This window comes from Ruegeria sp. AF1, assembly GCF_056542125.1.
Genome location: NZ_JBQFZG010000005.1, coordinates 69,137 through 86,942, shown reverse-complemented (window position 1 = coordinate 86,942; position 17,806 = coordinate 69,137). Strand labels below are relative to the sequence as shown.

20 protein-coding genes are annotated in these 17,806 nt (G+C 58.7%); 19 read left to right on the top strand and 1 reads right to left on the bottom strand.

The features are described from left to right. Positions 1-21: 21 nt before the first annotated feature. The 3 genes from ACR0BK_RS09795 to ACR0BK_RS09785 all read left to right on the top strand — a co-directional run bounded on the left by ACR0BK_RS09795 (position 22) and on the right by ACR0BK_RS09785 (position 2,644). Entirely contained in the window at positions 22-1,254 is a 1,233-nt protein-coding gene (locus ACR0BK_RS09795) for an MFS transporter (protein ID WP_480473741.1), read from the top strand. A gap of 65 nt (positions 1,255-1,319) precedes the next feature. Then, positions 1,320-2,198, top strand: coding sequence for a 50S ribosomal protein L11 methyltransferase (locus ACR0BK_RS09790; RefSeq protein ID WP_480554492.1), 879 nt, complete (start codon positions 1,320-1,322; stop codon positions 2,196-2,198). Positions 2,199-2,287: 89 nt separating this feature from the next. Next, complete coding sequence (locus ACR0BK_RS09785) at positions 2,288-2,644, top strand: hypothetical protein (protein ID WP_480473739.1); 357 nt, start codon at positions 2,288-2,290, stop codon at positions 2,642-2,644. Positions 2,645-2,749: 105 nt separating this feature from the next. On the opposite strand, the gene ACR0BK_RS09780 is transcribed toward ACR0BK_RS09785, so the two are convergent. Beyond that, positions 2,750-2,965 (bottom strand): DUF1127 domain-containing protein, encoded by a 216-nt coding sequence (locus ACR0BK_RS09780; RefSeq protein WP_480554491.1) that lies wholly within the window; start codon positions 2,963-2,965, stop codon positions 2,750-2,752. Positions 2,966-3,298: 333 nt separating this feature from the next. On the opposite strand from ACR0BK_RS09780, the gene ruvC reads away from it, so the two are divergent. The 16 genes from ruvC to ACR0BK_RS09700 all read left to right on the top strand — a co-directional run bounded on the left by ruvC (position 3,299) and on the right by ACR0BK_RS09700 (position 17,802). Then, the gene (gene ruvC, locus ACR0BK_RS09775; RefSeq protein ID WP_480554489.1) at positions 3,299-3,796 is read left to right on the top strand and encodes a crossover junction endodeoxyribonuclease RuvC; all 498 of its coding nucleotides are present in this window, start codon (positions 3,299-3,301) and stop codon (positions 3,794-3,796) included. Continuing rightward, a complete protein-coding gene (gene ruvA / locus ACR0BK_RS09770) occupies positions 3,793-4,470 on the top strand; it encodes a Holliday junction branch migration protein RuvA (RefSeq protein ID WP_480483973.1) in 678 nt (225 codons plus the stop codon). Before ruvC ends, ruvA begins: the two co-directional genes overlap by 4 nt. 4 nt (positions 4,471-4,474) lie before the next feature. Then, positions 4,475-5,494, top strand: coding sequence for a Holliday junction branch migration DNA helicase RuvB (gene ruvB, locus ACR0BK_RS09765; RefSeq protein ID WP_480554488.1), 1,020 nt, complete (start codon positions 4,475-4,477; stop codon positions 5,492-5,494). A 64-nt stretch (positions 5,495-5,558) separates the two neighbouring features. Continuing rightward, entirely contained in the window at positions 5,559-6,182 is a 624-nt protein-coding gene (locus ACR0BK_RS09760) for a hypothetical protein (RefSeq protein WP_480554487.1), read from the top strand. Beyond that, the gene (gene ybgC, locus ACR0BK_RS09755; protein WP_480518814.1) at positions 6,179-6,562 is read left to right on the top strand and encodes a tol-pal system-associated acyl-CoA thioesterase; all 384 of its coding nucleotides are present in this window, start codon (positions 6,179-6,181) and stop codon (positions 6,560-6,562) included. The genes ACR0BK_RS09760 and ybgC overlap by 4 nt, the downstream gene beginning before the upstream one ends. Positions 6,563-6,671: 109 nt before the next feature. Next, positions 6,672-7,367 carry a protein TolQ gene (gene tolQ, locus ACR0BK_RS09750; RefSeq protein WP_209505518.1) on the top strand — a complete coding sequence of 232 codons (696 nt, stop codon included), beginning with the start codon at positions 6,672-6,674 and terminating at the stop codon, positions 7,365-7,367. Between the two features lie 2 nt (positions 7,368-7,369). Then, positions 7,370-7,846, top strand: coding sequence for a protein TolR (gene tolR / locus ACR0BK_RS09745; RefSeq protein ID WP_480473731.1), 477 nt, complete (start codon positions 7,370-7,372; stop codon positions 7,844-7,846). 9 nt (positions 7,847-7,855) lie between these two features. After that, entirely contained in the window at positions 7,856-8,959 is a 1,104-nt protein-coding gene (locus tag ACR0BK_RS09740; protein WP_480554485.1) for an energy transducer TonB, read from the top strand. Continuing rightward, positions 8,956-10,275, top strand: coding sequence for a Tol-Pal system beta propeller repeat protein TolB (gene tolB / locus ACR0BK_RS09735; protein ID WP_480554484.1), 1,320 nt, complete (start codon positions 8,956-8,958; stop codon positions 10,273-10,275). Before ACR0BK_RS09740 ends, tolB begins: the two co-directional genes overlap by 4 nt. A 72-nt stretch (positions 10,276-10,347) precedes the next feature. Next, the gene (pal, locus tag ACR0BK_RS09730) at positions 10,348-10,854 is read left to right on the top strand and encodes a peptidoglycan-associated lipoprotein Pal (protein WP_480518818.1); all 507 of its coding nucleotides are present in this window, start codon (positions 10,348-10,350) and stop codon (positions 10,852-10,854) included. 4 nt (positions 10,855-10,858) lie between these two features. Continuing rightward, positions 10,859-11,683 (top strand): tol-pal system protein YbgF, encoded by an 825-nt coding sequence (gene ybgF / locus ACR0BK_RS09725; protein ID WP_480554580.1) that lies wholly within the window; start codon positions 10,859-10,861, stop codon positions 11,681-11,683. Next, positions 11,674-12,933, top strand: a complete 1,260-nt coding sequence (gene tilS, locus ACR0BK_RS09720; RefSeq protein ID WP_480554483.1) for a tRNA lysidine(34) synthetase TilS — start codon at positions 11,674-11,676, stop codon at positions 12,931-12,933. Before ybgF ends, tilS begins: the two co-directional genes overlap by 10 nt. 75 nt (positions 12,934-13,008) lie before the next feature. Beyond that, positions 13,009-14,925, top strand: a complete 1,917-nt coding sequence (gene ftsH / locus ACR0BK_RS09715) for an ATP-dependent zinc metalloprotease FtsH (RefSeq protein ID WP_480518822.1) — start codon at positions 13,009-13,011, stop codon at positions 14,923-14,925. A 99-nt stretch (positions 14,926-15,024) separates the two neighbouring features. Further along, on the top strand, positions 15,025-15,621 hold the full coding sequence (locus tag ACR0BK_RS09710; RefSeq protein WP_480554482.1) for an MOSC domain-containing protein: 597 nt from the start codon (positions 15,025-15,027) through the stop codon (positions 15,619-15,621). Positions 15,622-15,765: 144 nt separating this feature from the next. After that, positions 15,766-17,442: a formate--tetrahydrofolate ligase gene (locus ACR0BK_RS09705; protein WP_480478522.1), complete on the top strand. Its 1,677-nt coding sequence runs from the start codon at positions 15,766-15,768 to the stop codon at positions 17,440-17,442. Positions 17,443-17,496: 54 nt separating this feature from the next. Beyond that, positions 17,497-17,802 (top strand): chorismate mutase, encoded by a 306-nt coding sequence (locus ACR0BK_RS09700; RefSeq protein ID WP_480473724.1) that lies wholly within the window; start codon positions 17,497-17,499, stop codon positions 17,800-17,802. The last annotated feature ends 4 nt before the right edge of the window (positions 17,803-17,806 follow it).

The following is a 17,806-nucleotide window of genomic DNA, read 5'->3' as shown; positions in this document are numbered from 1 at the left end:
AAATGGGCGTAGAGGATTCTCATGCTGAAACCTATGCCCCTTGCCGAGGCGCAGAGCCTTCCGTTCTGGCGTCGTCCTGTCACGCTTCTGTTCGTGATGGCCTTGACCATGCCCATCGCGTTTAATGCGTGGAGCGCGCTGTTGAACAACTTCGTCATTGAGGCAGCGAATTTCGACGGGGCCGATATCGGCCTGCTACACACGGTGCGCGAGATTCCGGGCTTTCTGGCGGTCGGCGTGATTGCCGTCATCATTTTCATTCGCGAGCAGGTGCTGGCCATGATCTCGCTGATGATGCTTGGGGTCGCAACGGCTTTTACGGCCTGGTTCCCAAGCCTTGGCGGATTGCTGTTCGTGACCTTGTTCAGTTCAATCGGGTTTCATTACTATGAGACTGTAAACCAGTCGCTTCAGTTGCAATGGCTTCCCAAGGATCGCGCGCCGCAGATATTGGGATGGCTGGTCGCAATGGGCTCGGCTGCAACGATGGTGGTTTACGGGCTGATCGTTCTGACCTGGGAGCGGTTCGATCTGTCCTATAACTTTGTCTTCATGGCTGCTGGCGGTGCAACAGCTTTGCTAGCCCTGTTTTGCCTGTTCGCCTTCCCGCAATTCGATGCCCCCACACCGCAAACCAAGAAACTGATCCTGCGCCGTCGATACTGGCTATATTACGCGCTGCAATTCATGGCCGGTGCGCGGCGACAGATCTTTGTCGTCTTTGCCGGGTTCATGATGGTCGAGAAGTTCGGCTTTGAAGTGCATGAGCTGACCAGCCTGTATCTGATCAACCTGATGATCAACATGATGGTTGCTCCGTTGCTGGGTAAAGCGGTGGCCAAGTTTGGCGAACGGCGCACGTTGATCTTTGAATACACCGGTCTGGCGATCGTGTTCGCAGCCTATGGTGGCATCTACTGGTTTGGCTGGGGCGTGCTGTTGGCGGCGACGCTCTATGTCATCGACCATGTGCTGTTTGCGCTGGCGCTGGCGCTGAAAACCTATTTCCAGAAAATCGCCGATCCGGCGGATATTGCGCCAACTGCCGCAGTCGCGTTCACGATCAACCATATCGCCGCGGTTTTCTTGCCCGCGTTGCTGGGTTTGCTCTGGGTCATGTCGCCAGGCGCCGTATTTGGCCTAGCGGCGGCGATGGCGGTCGTTTCTCTGCTGCTGTCCCTGCTGGTTCCACGCCACCCGGAACCGGGCAATGAGACCGTCCTGAGCAAATATGCGCCAGCCCCGGCGGAATAGGTCGCAAGCTTGACGTTGGCGGCGCACCGTCCTACGCGCAGTGCCAACTGAAACAGGAGTTCCCCATGCCCACATTCACTGCGCTGACCACGCTGACAGGTAAGAAAGCCGCCGAAGGTCTGGGCGAAGCGATGGAGCGGCTGGTGCCCGAACCAACCGGCGTCGGTGTGTTCGAGGTCGAAGATGGCTCGGGCCTGTGGGAAGTGGGTGGATATTTCACCGAAGCCCCTGACGAGGCCGCACTGGCCGTTCTGGCAGTTGCCTTTGAAGCCAAACCTTTTGTTGTGTCGGAATTGCCTGAAACCGATTGGGTGGCCCATGTGCGGCGAGAGCTTGCCCCGGTTGAGGCGGGCCGCTTTTTTGTCTATGGCAGCCACGATGCCGACAATCTGCCCGACGGTCGCATTCCACTGCTGATCGAGGCGGCAATGGCCTTTGGCACCGGGCATCACGGTACCACGCTGGGATGTCTGAAAGCTCTGGACCGGTTGTTGGATGAAGGGTTCAGTGCCTCGAAAGTAGCGGATATCGGTTGCGGCACGGCCGTACTGGCCATGGCGGCAGCCCGGGTATGGGATGGTGATTTCATTGCCAGCGATATCGACGAAGTGGCCGTTGAAGTGGCCGAAGCCAACCTGAAGGCAAACGGTATGTCCGGCGCGGTTCGGTGTGTTGAAGCCGCAGGTTTCGATCATCCCGACCTCAAGGCGCACGCGCCATACGATCTAATCTTTGCCAATATCCTCAAAGGGCCTCTGGTGGCCTTGTCACCCGAAATGGCAGCGAATCTCCGCCCAGGTGGGCATGCGATCCTGTCGGGAATCCTTAACGAACAGGCCGATGACTTGGTTTCCGTTTATTCACAAAACGGGTTCGATCAGACCTATAGGGCCGAGATTGGTGAGTGGACGACCCTAATTTTAACCAAACAGGGCGCGAATTAGGCCATTTGCAGGAGTTTTATAGGTTTTTGCCACGTTTTTGTCGCAATCTCTTTTTACCGTTTTCTGAATGAAGTCGAGGGGGGCGGTTTTTGGAGGCTGCCATGACGGGTAAACAACTGGAGTTCAATCAGCGCGTAAATCGCCTGAACAAGAAACACCAAAAGATGAGCCGTGGCTATCGTGCGACGATGCGCAAGGATGGCCTGGTTGTGATGAGGCCGCAGCGGGTGAGCTCGGCGGTGCCAGCAAAGGTGCTGTTGCTTACGCTTGTGGGTTTCTTCGCTTTCAAAGCATTTCTTTTGTCCCACCTTAGTCCCACCGGCTATCAATATCGGATCGACAGCCTGAACGAAGGCACACCAGTCGAAAAAGCCGGTGCCTGGGTGATGCAAATCGATCCTGTGTCGCAAGCCCTCGCCACTCAGCTGAACAAAGTTTTCTACTAATCCGCTCCCTCGGATTAAAAAACACCGCGTACCCTTACGGTGCGCGGTGTTTTTGTGTGCCCCTCAAGGGAGGAGGAAGGGGCATATAAGTGTTGGGGTCGGTTCTTAGCGGCGACCTTCGGCAATGATGTCGATGTCACCACGGCACAGGCCGATATCATCCAGTTCGCGGTCGGTCAGACCGGTCAGCGCGTTGCGGGTTACGCGGGCGTCATTCCATTCAACTACGGCGTTAACGGCCGATACAAAAAATGCGCCGATACGGCCAACAAGGCCGAACGAGCCAGTGGTAGCGACGCGGGTTGTGTCCAGTGCAGCCATATCCTGTTTCCTTCTGGTTAGTGTTCACATTGCATTTCTGCGATCTGCGGGGCATCTAGTGCCGCCATTTCGTTCGCACAAGTTCAGTTTTTGCATGTGTCCTATGCGTTTTCTGCAAGGCTTCACGAAGTTGTAATCCCCTTAAACAATTGGTGAAAAAGCCTTTGAGAAAGTGTCGAATTCAGACTTCACTGGGTCGCAAAACGCGCCCGAAGTCGCGCCTGAAACACGCGTGTCGTTTTCAGCCCTGGGGTCAATTCGCTTGGAAAATGTTCACGCTTCGTGCTAGGCGTTGAAAAAAGATCACACAACCCGAGCAGGCCGAGGCAAAACATGCGAATTCTGGGCATCGATCCGGGGCTTAGAACCCTGGGATGGGGCGTCATCGAATCAAATGGCAGCCGCCTGAGCCATGTGGCCAATGGATTATGCAAATCGGATGGCGACGATCTGGGCGAGCGGTTGCTGTCGCTGCACAATCAGATTGTCGAAGTGATTGCGGATCACAGGCCCGATCAGGCTGCTATCGAACAGACATTCGTGAACAAGGACGGGGCCGGAACCCTCAAGCTTGGGCAGGCGCGTGGCGTGGCGTTGCTGACGCTGGCACAGGCCGGTCTGCCGGTGGGGGAATATGCACCCAATCGGGTCAAAAAGACCGTGGTGGGCGTGGGTCATGCCGAGAAAGAGCAGGTTATGCACATGGTCAAACTGCAATTGCCGGGCTGTTTGCCAAAAGGGGCCGACGCGGCGGATGCACTGGCGATTGCAATCTGCCACGCCTATTACGGAAAGACGCAACAGGCGCGTATGAAAGAGGTGCGGGCATGATCGGAAAACTGACAGGGCGGCTGGATTATCGTGCGGCAGATCATGTGCTGATCGATGTCCGGGGCGTCGGCTATCTTGTCTATTGTTCCGACCGGACCTTGGCGGCATTGCCGGGGGTGGGCGAGGCGGTCTCGATCTACACTGACATGGTTGTCCGCGAAGACCTGATGCAGCTTTACGGGTTTCTGTCGCTTGTCGAGAAAGAGTGGCATCGCCTGCTGTGCTCGGTCCAGGGGGTCGGCGCGAAGGTGTCGCTGGCGATCCTGAGTGCATTGGGACCCGACGGTGTCAGCCGCGCAATTGCCCTGGGGGACTGGGGTGCGGTAAAGGCGGCCAAGGGGGTCGGGCCAAAAACAGCCCAGCGGATCGTGTTGGACCTCAAGGACAAGGCGCCGGGTGTGATGGCCATGGGTGGCACGATTACTCAGGCGCTGGACGGCCCGGAACTTGAGGTTGTTGAGCCGAATGATTCTACGCCCGCACCTAGACGTGTATCGAAACCGCCATCAGGTGCTGCGGCCGCGTCTGCCGGGGCGTTGTCGGCGCTGGCCAATCTTGGATATGGGCCGTCCGACGCGGCGGGCGCTGTGGCTGAAGCGGCTGCAAGCCAGCCGGATGCGGACGAGGCTGATCTGATCCGCGCGGCCCTCAGGCTGCTGGCTCCGAAAGGGTAAGTGAATGGTTGACGCTGATCCCACCCTGCGCCCGGAGCCCCTGCCGGAAGACAATGACCGCGCCTTGCGTCCTCAGGGGCTTGATGAATTCATTGGTCAGGCTGAGGCGCGCGCCAACTTGCGCATCTTTATCCAGTCAGCCCGGCAACGCGGCGAGGCGATGGACCACACCTTGTTTCACGGACCTCCGGGGTTGGGCAAAACGACCCTCGCGCAGATCATGGCGCGTGAATTGGGAGTGAACTTCCGCATGACCTCAGGCCCGGTTCTGGCCAAGGCGGGGGATCTGGCAGCGATCCTGACCAATCTTGAATCGCGTGACGTGCTGTTCATCGACGAGATTCACAGGCTCAACCCGGTTGTGGAGGAAGTGCTGTACCCGGCCATGGAAGATTTCGAGCTGGATCTTGTTATCGGCGAAGGTCCTGCTGCGCGCACCGTTCGGATCGAATTGCAGCCATTCACACTGGTGGGGGCCACCACGCGGATGGGCCTGCTGACAACGCCCTTGCGTGACCGGTTTGGTATCCCGACCCGGCTTCAGTTCTACACGGTGGATGAGTTGCACGAAATCGTCACCCGGAACGCGCGGAAACTGGGCGCGCCCGCGGATAACGATGGTGCGCGCGAAATCGCGCGCCGGTCGCGTGGAACCCCGCGTATCGCCGGGCGATTGCTGAGGCGCGTTGTGGATTTCGCGATTGTCGAAGGGGACGGGCGGATCACACGTGACCTGGCCGATGGTGCCTTGACCCGTCTGGGCGTTGATAATCTGGGTCTTGATGGTGCGGACCGGCGGTATCTGAAGCTGATTGCCGAAAACTACGCAGGCGGCCCGGTTGGGATTGAAACCCTGTCTGCCGCGCTGTCCGAAAGCCGCGACTCGCTTGAGGAGGTGATCGAGCCCTATTTGCTGCAACAGGGGCTAATCCAGCGTACTCCGCGCGGGCGCTTGTTGGCGCAGAAGGCGTGGACGCATCTTGGGATGGCCGTGCCCAAGCGGCAAAGCGATCTGTTCGGTTGAAGCCCGCGCACTTAGATTTTATGCCTTTCGGCGAGAGTATTTTTAAAAAGATGAAGGGCTGGCGGTGACACCGGAAGAAATTGAGGCGCTGTTCACACGCGAAAGCGGCGAGTTTCTGTATGCGCGCTGGGGACGGCCTGTTGTTCCGATCGTTTTCGGCGTTGAAGACGAGACGCTAGCCACCGTAAAGGGGGCTTTTGAAGCTGTTGTCACGCTGGCCGGTCACCAAATGGCCGAGACGGACCCTGAACTTGGCGCGAATTGCATGGTTTTCTTTTTCCGGGACTGGCAGGAACTGCTGGAAGTACCGGACCTTGATCGTCTGGTCCCGGATCTGGAACCTTTGGTTGCACGGCTGGTCGCGGCAGATGCAAACCAGTACCGCATTTTCCGGTTCGAAGAAGATGGCGCGATCCGCGCGGCGTTCGTGTTTCTGCGCATGGACAAGGAATTGTCGAAGGTTCCGGCTGAAACCCTTGCGCTCAATCAGGTCGTGCAGACAATCTTGCTCTGGTCGGACACTGCATTTCGCAATCAATCTCCACTGGCAATCGCAGGTGAGGCCACGATCCTGCGTCCCGACATCGCGTCCTTGATCCGGGCGGCCTATGATCCGGTTTTGCCACGGGCGGCACAGGATGCCTCGCACGCGTTAAGGCTGTTTGCCCGTCTGGAGACGTTGCAATGAAACATACCTACCCCATCCGCGTGTATTATGAAGACACCGACATGGGTGGGGTTGTCTATCATGCGAACTACCTGCGCTATATCGAGCGCGCGCGCTCGGACTGGGTGCGTAATCTGGGCAATGACCAAAACGCCATGCGAGAAGAAGGCATTGTTTGGGTCGTGCGGCGGCTCGAGGCCGAGTATCTGGCGCCTGCAAGGTTCGATGATGAATTGATTGTCGAAACCGAAGTTACCGAAATCTCGGGCGTGCGTCTGACCATGGCACAGCTTGTCCGACGCGGTGAGACCGAAATATTTCGTGCAACAGTCACGGCCGTTTGCATCAATAAAGCAGGCAAGCCGATCCGTTTGCCGGCAGAGATTCGCGCATTGATGTAACAATTTGCGGACCGTGGGTGGTTCTGTTGGCTTTTCATGACCAACTGAGATAGCGTTTGGCAAAACAAGGCCAAACGAACGGCCATCAGGCAAAACAAAGAGCAGGTTCATGGAAGCTGAAACGCTGGCGCTGGCGCAGGAGATCGACTTCTCCATGTGGGGGCTGTTTGCCCGCGCGACCTTTATCGTCAAACTGGTGATGCTGGTACTTACCGGCGCATCCATATGGTCCTGGGGGATCATCATTCAGAAGCTGATCAACTATCGCGCGGCCCGACGCGAGGCGCAGGTTTTTGATGAAAGCTTCTGGTCGGGCAACCCGTTGGATGAGTTGTTCGAGCAGATCGGAACCCAGCCGGATGGCAGCTCGGAAAAGATCTTTGCATCAGGCATGATCGAATGGCGCAGGTCGCATCGCAATGATGGCGGGCTGATTGCCGGGGCAACCGCGCGTATCGACCGGTCGATGGATGTCGCCATCGCGAAAGAGGCGGAAACCTTGCAAAAAGGGCTTCCCATTCTGGCGACTGTTGGCTCCACAGCTCCGTTTATCGGGCTGTTTGGCACCGTTTGGGGCATCATGAATGCGTTCATCGAGATTGCCGAGCAGCAAAACACTAACCTTGCTGTGGTGGCTCCCGGCATCGCCGAGGCGTTGATGGCGACAGGGTTGGGCCTTTTGGCGGCGATCCCGGCGGTGATTTTCTACAACAAACTCAGCGCAGATAGTGACCGGATCGTTGGCGGCTATGAAGCCTTTGCGGATGAATTCGCAACCATCCTGTCGCGCCAGTTGGACAGCTGAAGATGGGCGCTGCGATCCAGCAATCTTCGGGCGGCAATGGGCGCAGACGTGGTCGGCGTCGCGGTCGCGCGCAGCCGATGGCCGAGATCAATGTGACCCCTTTCGTGGATGTCATGCTGGTATTGCTGATCATCTTCATGGTGGCCGCGCCATTGCTGACGGTTGGTGTTCCGGTCGATCTGCCCAAGACCGCGGCCAGTGCGCTGCCCGGCGACAACGAAGAGCCTTTGACCGTGACTCTGACCGCAGACGGCCGCGTGCAGATCCAGACCACCGATGTGTTGCGCGAAGAGTTGATTGGCAAGCTGCGTGCCATTGCGGCAGAGCGGAGCAGCGACCGGGTTTTCCTGCGGGCCGATGGCGCAATCCCTTATGCACAGGTGATGCAGGTCATGGGTGCACTGAACGCGGGCGGTTTTTCCAACGTTGGCCTTGTGACCGATACCGGTGGGCCGACGCTGGATGAAGGTGGAGAGTGAGGTCGCACGGTGGATACCGGCACCAAGATTTCAGCGATTGCGCATGTCAGCCTGATCGGATGGGCGATGTTCGGCGGCACCTTCAGGTCCGAACCGTTGCCGATGGCTGTGCAGGACGTCTCAGTGATCACGGCTGAACAATTCGCGGCGATGACTGCCCAGCGGGATGCGCCGGAAGTCCCCGAAGTGCCGACCGCGTTGCAACAACCGCCCCAACCGGAGGCTGTGACCAAACCGCCGGAATCCGTGATTGACGAACAGCCGCGCCCTGAACCTGTTGCACCGGCTGAACCAGAACCAGAGCCAGAGCCTGTCATCGTGGAAGCGCCGCCAGAACCCGAGGTTCCTGACGAGCCTCCGGTTCTGACGGAACCTCAGGTCGAGCCTGTTGCACAGCCTGCGCCGCCTGGTCCGGAGGCACAGCCGCGCCCCTCGGATCGCGTCGCGCCCGAGGCAATAGCTCCGCCACCACCCGAGGCAAAACCTGATGATTTTGAAACGCCGCCTGTATCCCTGGATGAAGGCGCAGAAGTTCAGCAGGAACAGCAGGATCAGACCGCGCCGCAAGAGGCAGCCCCGGAGATTGTGACCGAGGCCGAGGAAACCAAGGAACAGTCGCCCCTGACATCTCCGCGGCCGCGCGTGCGCCCAAACCGGCCAAGGCCGCCATCCGAACCCGCTGTGGCCAAAACGCCTGAAGCGACCCCGCAACCTGAAAAACAAACCGATGAAACGGCAATTAACGACGCCCTGGCCGAAGCCTTGGGCAGCGGGTCCGAACCTTCTGGTCCACCGCTGACCAGCGGAGAGAAAGACGCGATGCGACTGGCCGTCTCTGGATGTTGGAATGTGGGTTCCTTGTCCACAGATGCGCTGAACACTGTGGTTGTTGTCGCGTTTTCGTTGAACCGTGATGGTACGGTCGTCGACGGCAGCGTTCGGATGCTGGACAGCTCTGGCGGCTCGGCGGGAGCCGTTAAACAGGCCTACGAGGCTGCGCGACGTGCTATTTTGCGCTGCGGGGCCAAAGGATATGATTTGCCTGCTGACAAATACGAACATTGGCAGGATGTTGAGATTACATTTAACCCCGAGAGGATGCGGATCAAATGATGAAGCTTCTGACCAGCCTCTTTGTCGGCCTGACATTGATGTCTGCGCCGGTTTATGCACAGAGCGGGCCTTTGCGTCTGGAACTGGATGAGGGGATTATCGAACCCTTGCCCTTTGCCGTTCCGAATTTTGTGCCGGACGGCCCGGCCGCAGCTCAGTTCGCGCAAGATATCTCGCGCGTGGTGGCGGCTGACCTGACCGGGACCGGGTTGTTCCGCGAGATATCCTCGGATGCGTTCATCAGCCGGGTCAGCAGCTTCGAAGCTCCGGTTCAGTTTGCGGATTGGAAGGCGATCAACGCTGACGCCCTGATCACGGGCGCTGTCAATGTGTCCGGTCAGAAACTGACGGTCCGGTTCCGGGTGTGGGATGTGTTTTCGGGCCAGGAACTGGGCAATGGCCTTCAACTGGGAGGTACCACCGACGGGTGGCGGCGCATGGCGCATAAGGTGGCCGATCAGGTCTATAGCCGGATCACAGGTGAAGGCGGTTATTTTGACAGCCGCGTTGCCTTTGTTTCGGAAAGCGGTCCGAAGGACCAGCGCCTGAAGCGTTTGGCGATCATGGATTACGATGGCGCGAATGTGCAGTACATGACTGACAGCGCCGCCATCGTTCTGGCGCCCCGGTTCTCACCCACCGGTGACCGGCTGCTTTATACCAGTTATGAAAGCGGCAGCCCGCGCATTTACGTGACTGAAGTCGGGCGCCCGAAACCACGGGAACTGAAGACGCAGGACGGGACCATGAGCTTTTCGCCACGGTTCTCGCCGGATGGCCGGTCGATTGTCTATTCGCTTATTCAGGGCGGCAATACCGACCTGTGGAAAATGGATATCACCTCGGGGCAAAGTACGCGCCTGACCAACACGCCCGCAATTGAAACAGCTCCCAGCTATTCGCCGGATGGTGGCCGGATTGTCTTTGAAAGCGACCGCTCCGGCACGCCGCAATTGTACGTAATGGCAGCAAACGGGGGCGAAGCCACGCGGATCAGCTTTGGCGCGGGTCGCTATGGTACGCCGGTCTGGTCGCCGCGAGGCGACCTGATCGCCTTTACCAAGCAGAACCAGGGCCGGTTCCATATCGGCGTGATGCGCATCGACGGATCAGAAGAACGTTTGCTGACAGCGTCTTTCCTGGATGAAGGCCCCACCTGGTCGCCCAATGGCCGGGTCATCATGTTCACCCGCGAAACGCAGGGGGCCAGCGGTAGGGCATCGCTTTACTCGGTGGATATCTCGGGCAGGAACCTGCGGCCGGTACGTACACCGGACGGGGGGAGCGATCCTTCCTGGGGCCCATTGCAGAATTGATCGCAGCAAAGTTCACAACAAATCGTCCCTGTGGTAGACAGGCGGCAATAAACATAACACGAGGCACCTGAAATGAACGTATTGAGCAAAGTTCTGGCGCTGGGCGCGCTGAGTGTGATCGCCGCCTGCACAAGTAATGACCCCTCGGCCTTGGGCGGCGGTGGTAGCGGGGGCATTGGATCTATTGTCCCCGGATCACCGAGTGATCCGCGCTCGCCCGCGTATTTCCAGCAAACGGTCGGGGACCGTGTCCTGTTTGCCGTTGACCAGTCGACCTTGTCGCCCGAGGCGCAAACAGTGCTGCAAGGGCAGGCAGACTGGTTGCTGGCCAATCCGGATTTTGTCGCAACGATTGAAGGCCACGCGGATGAGCAGGGCACACGGGAATACAACCTTGGTTTGGGTGCCAAACGCGCTAATGAGGCACGAGAATACTTGATTTCACGCGGAGTTGCGGGCAGCCGCCTGAATACCGTGAGCTATGGCAAGGAACGCCCGATCGAGATTTGCAGCACCGAGGAATGTTATTCCAAGAACCGCCGTGCGGTAACGGTTCTGACCGGGTCAACTCTGGGGTAAGATGATGCGCATTGCAGGATGGGTTTTGGCGGCGGTTATGGCGACGGCTGGTGTTGCACAGGCACAGGATCAGCAAACTCTTGCAGATATCCGTCAGGAACTAACGGTGCTACATGTGGAAATTCAGCGTTTGAAACGCGAGTTTTCTACCACGGGTTCACCTGCACCGAACCTGTCCGGCAGTTCGGTCCAAGAACGCGTTGTCGCGATCGAAGCGGAATTGCAGCGCCTGACCCGCCAAACCGAGCAGTTGAACCAGCGGGTGCAGAACATTGTCACTGACGGCACCAACCGAATCGGTGACCTTGAGTTCCGGCTGGTCGAACTGGAAGGCGGCGATTTGACGACATTGGGTGAGACCTCGACATTGGGTGGTGACACGGCCGCTGTGATCACCGGGCCAACAAGTATCGAAACGCCAACGGCGACCGATCATGGTGAACTGGCCATAGGTGAACGTGCTGATTTTGATGCAGCCTCGCAAGCGTTGGCCGATGGCGATTTCCAGACTGCTGCCACGTTGTTTGCGCAGTTTGAAACAAGCTATCCCGGCAGTCCGCTGGCGCCCGAAGCCAACCTGAAACGCGGTCATGCCCTTGAAGGGATTGGCGACACGCGCGAAGCAGCCCGAGCATTCCTGGCCAGCTTCACGGGTGATTCCGAGGGCGCATTTGCACCCGAGGCGTTGTACGAACTGGGTGCGGCGCTTGGCCGTTTGGGACAGACTGATCAGGCCTGCATCACTCTTAATGAGGTCGGAGTACGCTTTCCTTCTGCGCCAGAGTTTTCGAACGCCACGCAGGAGATGACCGCGTTGGGATGTACTTGAACCATCACTCCAGCAAACTACTTGCAGACCTTCGCGCCCGGCTACCCGAAACACTTCCGCGCAAGTTGGGTATTGCAGTTTCGGGAGGCGGCGATTCTGTCGCCTTAATGCACCTTTTGCATCATGTGGCGCAGGATGAGGCTATCACCCTTTTCGTTGCCACGGTCGACCACGGGTTGCGCCCCGAATCCGCGCGCGAGGCCGAAACGGTATCCCGGCAGGCGGCTGCGTTGGGGATGCCTCATGACACGCTGCGTTGGTCGGGATGGGACGGTACCGGCAACTTGCAGGACCGCGCACGTCAGGCGCGGTATGATTTGTTATCCGAATGGGCAAAGGGCCGCGGAATCGATGCCATTGCGCTGGGCCACACCGCAGATGATCAGGCGGAAACACTGTTGATGCGGTTGGGCCGATCATCCGGGGTCACGGGCCTGTCCGGAATGGCGGCTATTCGGAAACAGCGGGGGCTGACGATACTGCGCCCGATGCTGGGGATTGCCCGTGAACAGCTGCGCACCTATCTGACTGGGGCTGGCGTGGCATGGGTGGACGACCCTTCGAATCAGGATGCCCGTTTCGATCGGATCAAGGCGCGCGAAGCTTTGGGTGGTCTAGAACCTTTGGGAATTGATGCGCTTTCATTGTCCCGCGTGGCTGACAATCTGGCGCAGGCACACACGGCACTTGGCATCTGTGCGCAAGAATCCGCACGGTCCGTGGCGCAAGTGGATCAAAGTGACGTGAGGGTGAACCGGGCCGGATTTGCCGCGTTGCCCCTTGAGATTCGGCGCCGTGTCCTGCTGGGAATCCTCTCGTGGGTTGTCGGGTCGGGTTATCCCCCGCGTCAGGCGGCAGTGGATCGGGCGATGGATGCAGTTGCGAATGGGCAATCGGCGTCAGTGGGCGGTTGTCTTATTGTTCCACACGGCGGGAGTGTTTGGATTTGCAGGGAATTTAATGCCGTGAAATCTCAGTTGGCCGCACCCGGTGCTGTGTGGGATGGCAAATGGCGGCTGAGCGGACCGGCAACAATGGGCGCAGAAATCCGTGCTTTGGGGGGTGAGGGGTTGCAACAGGTGCCCGAGTGGCGGGCAACCGGGCGTCCCAGGATAGCTTTGACAGCGACGCCTGCGGTTTGGAATGCGGATAGGGTGCTGGCCGCCCCGCTTGCGGGTCTCGCGAATGGTTGGCATGCCAGTCTTGCGTCAGATTGGCCCGAGTTCCACACATCTTTTTTATCGCATTGAACATACGACAATCCTCTCTATTTTAAGAGGTAACTTGGCAGCGTCTCACCTGCCGGAACTTTTAGGAGAATTTCCTTGGGCAACGCTCGCAATATCGCGTTTTGGGTCGTTTTGTTCCTGCTCATCCTTGCACTGTTCAATCTGTTCAGTGGACCGGGCGGAACGCTTCAGAGCAACGAGAAAACCTATTCCGACTTTGTCGGTGCCGTCCAAAGCGGTGAAGTCAAGAATGTGACCCTGGATGGTGAGCAGATTCGCTATACCCTGCAAAGCGGTGCCAGCTATGTCACGATCAAACCCGGCGACGCCGAAGTGACCAAGCTTCTGATCGAGGAAAACATACCAGTCCAGGCCGTAAAACAGCAGCAATCAGGGTTTCAATCGTTCCTGATCACGCTGCTGCCTTTCCTGCTGCTGATTGGTGTCTGGGTCTATTTCATGAACCGGATGCAGGGCGGCGGCAAAGGTGGCGCGATGGGCTTTGGCAAATCCAAGGCCAAGATGCTGACTGAAAAGCATGGCCGCGTGACCTTTGATGATGTTGCCGGTATCGACGAAGCCAAGGAAGAGCTGGAAGAGATTGTCGAGTTCCTGCGAAACCCGCAGAAGTTCAGCCGCCTTGGTGGCAAGATCCCCAAGGGCGCGCTGCTGGTTGGCCCTCCGGGTACCGGTAAGACGCTGCTGGCCCGTGCCATTGCGGGTGAGGCGGGCGTGCCGTTCTTCACCATCTCGGGTTCGGATTTTGTCGAAATGTTCGTTGGTGTGGGTGCGTCTCGCGTGCGCGACATGTTCGAGCAAGCGAAAAAGAATGCGCCCTGTATCGTGTTTATCGATGAGATTGACGCTGTGGGTCGTCATCGCGGCGCCGGGTATGGCGGCGGCAATGACGAGCGTGAACAAACGCTCAACCAGTTGCTGGTCGAAATGGACGGGTTTGAGGCCAACGAAGGTGTGATCATTCTGGCAGCCACCAACCGCAAGGACGTTCTGGACCCTGCGCTGCTGCGACCGGGCCGGTTCGACCGTCAGGTCACAGTCGGCAACCCGGACATCAAGGGCCGCGAGAAAATTCTGGGCGTTCACGCACGCAAGACACCGCTGGGTCCCGATGTTGATCTGCGCATCATCGCGCGCGGTACGCCGGGCTTCTCGGGTGCGGATCTGGCCAACCTCGTGAACGAGGCCGCGTTGATGGCGGCGCGCGTGGGCCGTCGCTTTGTCACCATGGAAGATTTTGAAAACGCCAAGGACAAGGTGATGATGGGGGCCGAGCGCCGCTCGATGGTGCTGACTCAGGATCAGAAGGAAAAAACAGCCTATCACGAAGCGGGTCATGCTGTTGTTGGTCTGTCTCTGCCCATGTGCGATCCGGTCTACAAGGCGACCATCATACCGCGCGGCGGCGCGCTGGGTATGGTCGTTTCGCTGCCGGAAATGGATCGCCTGAACTATCACCGGGATGAGTGCGAACAAAAGCTGGCGATGACCATGGCAGGTAAGGCGGCCGAGGTCATCAAGTATGGCGAAGATCACGTGTCGAACGGGCCTGCCGGGGACATCATGCAGGCCAGCCAATTGGCACGTGCCATGGTGATGCGCTGGGGAATGTCGGACAAGGTCGGCAATATCGACTATGCCGAGGCCCATGAGGGATACCAGGGCAATACTGCCGGGTTCTCGGTATCGGCTCATACCAAGGAACTGATTGAAGAAGAGGTAAAGCGCCTGATCCAGCAAGGCTATGAACAGGCGCACAAGATTCTGACCGATCATAACGAAAAATGGGAACGTCTGGCCCAAGGTTTGCTGGAATACGAAACGCTGACCGGTGACGAAATCAAACGCGTCATGAACGGGGAATCGCCCGGCGACAGCGATGACCGGAACGACAAGTCGGACGAGGGCAGTGCGCCCAGCGTGACAGCCATCCCCAAGACCAAGGCCAAGAAATCACCGCCTGAGGGCGGGATGGAACCTGAACCGACAGCATAACCAGCAAGAACCCGGGCTCTGACCCGGGTTTTTTCTCTTTCCATCAGAGCGTTACTGGGCATTATGCGCTGGCAGACACCAATGGGTAGGGAAGCGCGTATGCCGTTTTTGCGGGAAACCGAATTTGCAGCCGAAGTCGTTTGGCTGGGCCTTGTTCCTGCCGGCGGATCGCTTCGTGCCAAGCCCGTGGAGTTGCTGGATCTTGGGTTTGAGGGCGCGAAAGGCGAACGGCACGAAGGTCTGAACCGTGCGTCCTGTGTTCGGGTCTCGAACCTCTATCCCAAGGGCACTGAAATCCGCAATGTTCGTCAACTTTCGGTGCTGTCCTTGGAAGAGTTGCAGCAGATCGCGCAGAACATGGGGCTGGACCAGCTTGACCCGTCTTATCTGGGCGCATCCATAGTGCTGAAAGGTGTTCCGGATTTCTCGCACATTCCGCCGTCCTCGCGCCTTCAGGCGGTCAACGGGCTGACGATCACTGTAGATATGGAAAACGCACCCTGCGTGTTGCCCGGTCGCGAAATCGAAGCGGATCATCAGGGGTATGGTGCAGGGTTCAAACCCGCTGCCGTCGGGCGCCGGGGTGTCACGGGCTGGGTCGAACGTCCCGGGCGCATTCAACTGGGCGATCACCTCAAGCTCTTTGTTCCGGACCAGCCTGCCTGGAGCCCTGAAAATATGCAGGTTTCCGATTAGTTACCGATGAAGTGACCTGACGACGCTTCGCGACGCCAGAATGTCGGAATCCATGGCTAATCAGATTGTACACAAGGGTATGGAATGCGTAGCGCCGACGTTAGACGTCGGTTTTGCACGGTATTCAATCAAGGACCCCGGCCAATGAGCTATAAATCCGACATCGAAATTGCGCGTGAAGCGAATAAGAAGCCGATCCAGGAGATCGGCGCGAAGCTTGGAATATCCAGTGATGATCTGTTGCCGTATGGGCATGACAAGGCGAAGGTGAGCCAGGAGTTCATCAACTCGGTGCAGGGTCGTGAAGACGGCAAGCTGGTGCTGGTGACGGCGATCAACCCGACGCCTGCGGGTGAGGGCAAGACGACCACGACGGTTGGTCTGGGTGACGGTCTGAACCGGATCGGCAAGAATGCGATGATCTGTATCCGCGAGGCCTCGCTGGGTCCGAACTTTGGGATGAAGGGCGGCGCTGCAGGGGGCGGCTATGCGCAGGTTGTTCCGATGGAAGAGATGAACCTGCACTTCACCGGCGATTTCCACGCGATCACCTCGGCCCATTCGCTGCTGTCGGCGATGATCGACAACCACATCTACTGGGGCAATGAATGCGAGATCGACACCCGCCGGGTCGCATGGCGTCGTGTGGTCGACATGAACGACCGCGCCCTGCGCCAGATCACTGCCAGCCTGGGCGGCGTGTCGAACGGGTTCCCGCGCGAAACAGGTTTTGACATCACCGTGGCGTCCGAGGTCATGGCGATCCTGTGCCTGTCAAACGACCTGAAGGATCTGGAAAAGCGTCTGGGTGATATCATCGTGGCCTATCGCCGCGACAAGACGCCGGTCTATTGCCGCGACATCAAGGCCGAAGGCGCGATGACCGTTCTGCTGAAAGACGCAATGCAGCCGAACCTGGTGCAGACGCTGGAAAACAACCCGGCCTTTGTCCACGGTGGCCCGTTTGCCAACATTGCGCATGGCTGCAACTCGGTCATTGCCACAAAGACCGCGCTGAAAGTGGCTGACTATGTGGTGACCGAGGCGGGCTTTGGCGCCGATCTGGGTGCCGAGAAGTTCATGAACATCAAGTGCCGCAAGGCGGGCATTGCGCCCTCTGCCGTGGTTCTGGTTGCCACCGTGCGCGCGATGAAGATGAATGGCGGCGTCGCCAAAGCTGATCTGGGCGCGGAAAACGTCGCCGCGGTCAAGGCAGGCTGCGCCAACCTGGGCCGTCACATCGAGAACGTGAAGTCGTTCGGTGTGCCGGTTGTTGTCGCCATCAACCACTTTGTCACCGACACCGATGCCGAGGTTCAGGCGGTGAAGGATTATTGCGCCTCTCACGGGGTCGAGGCGATTCTGTCGCGCCACTGGGAACTGGGCTCGGAAGGGTCTGCTGATCTGGCCCGCAAAGTTGTGGAAATCGTCGAAGGGGGCTCTGCGAACTTCGCGCCGATCTACCCCGACGAGATGCCGCTGTTTGAGAAGATCGAAACCATCGCCAAGCGCATCTACCGCGCCGACGAGGTTCTGGCCGACAACAAGATCCGCACGCAGCTGAAAGAATGGGAAGCTGCGGGGTATGGCAACCTGCCGGTCTGCATGGCGAAAACCCAGTACAGCTTCTCGACCGACCCGAGCCTGCGGGGCGCGCCCACCGGCCATTCGGTCCCGGTGCGTGAGGTCCGCCTGAGCGCGGGTGCGGGCTTTATCGTGGTTGTCTGCGGTGAGATCATGACCATGCCGGGCCTGCCCCGCAAACCGGCCGCGGAAACCATCTGCCTCAATGACGCAGGTGAGATCGAGGGCTTGTTCTAAGTCGCTGAATAAGACATTTCATGGTCCGGGACCCCGGGCCATGAGGAGACGATGATGCCCACTCTGACACCGCCGCAGGACTGCCATTCGATGCGGGATCTGCGGGTTCAGATCGACAGGCTGGACCGCCAGCTGATCGGGATGCTGGTGAGGCGCGCAAGCTATATCGACCGCGCGTCTGAGCTGAAGCCGGGCGAGGGCCTGCCCGCCCGCATCCCGGACCGGGTCGAGGATGTGGTGCAAAAGGTGCGCGCCAGTTCGCAGGCCGCGGGGATGGACCCCGATTTGTCCGAAACGCTCTGGCGCATTCTGATTGACTGGTCGATTGCACGTGAGGAACGTGTGCTCGGCCCCGAGTAAAGAC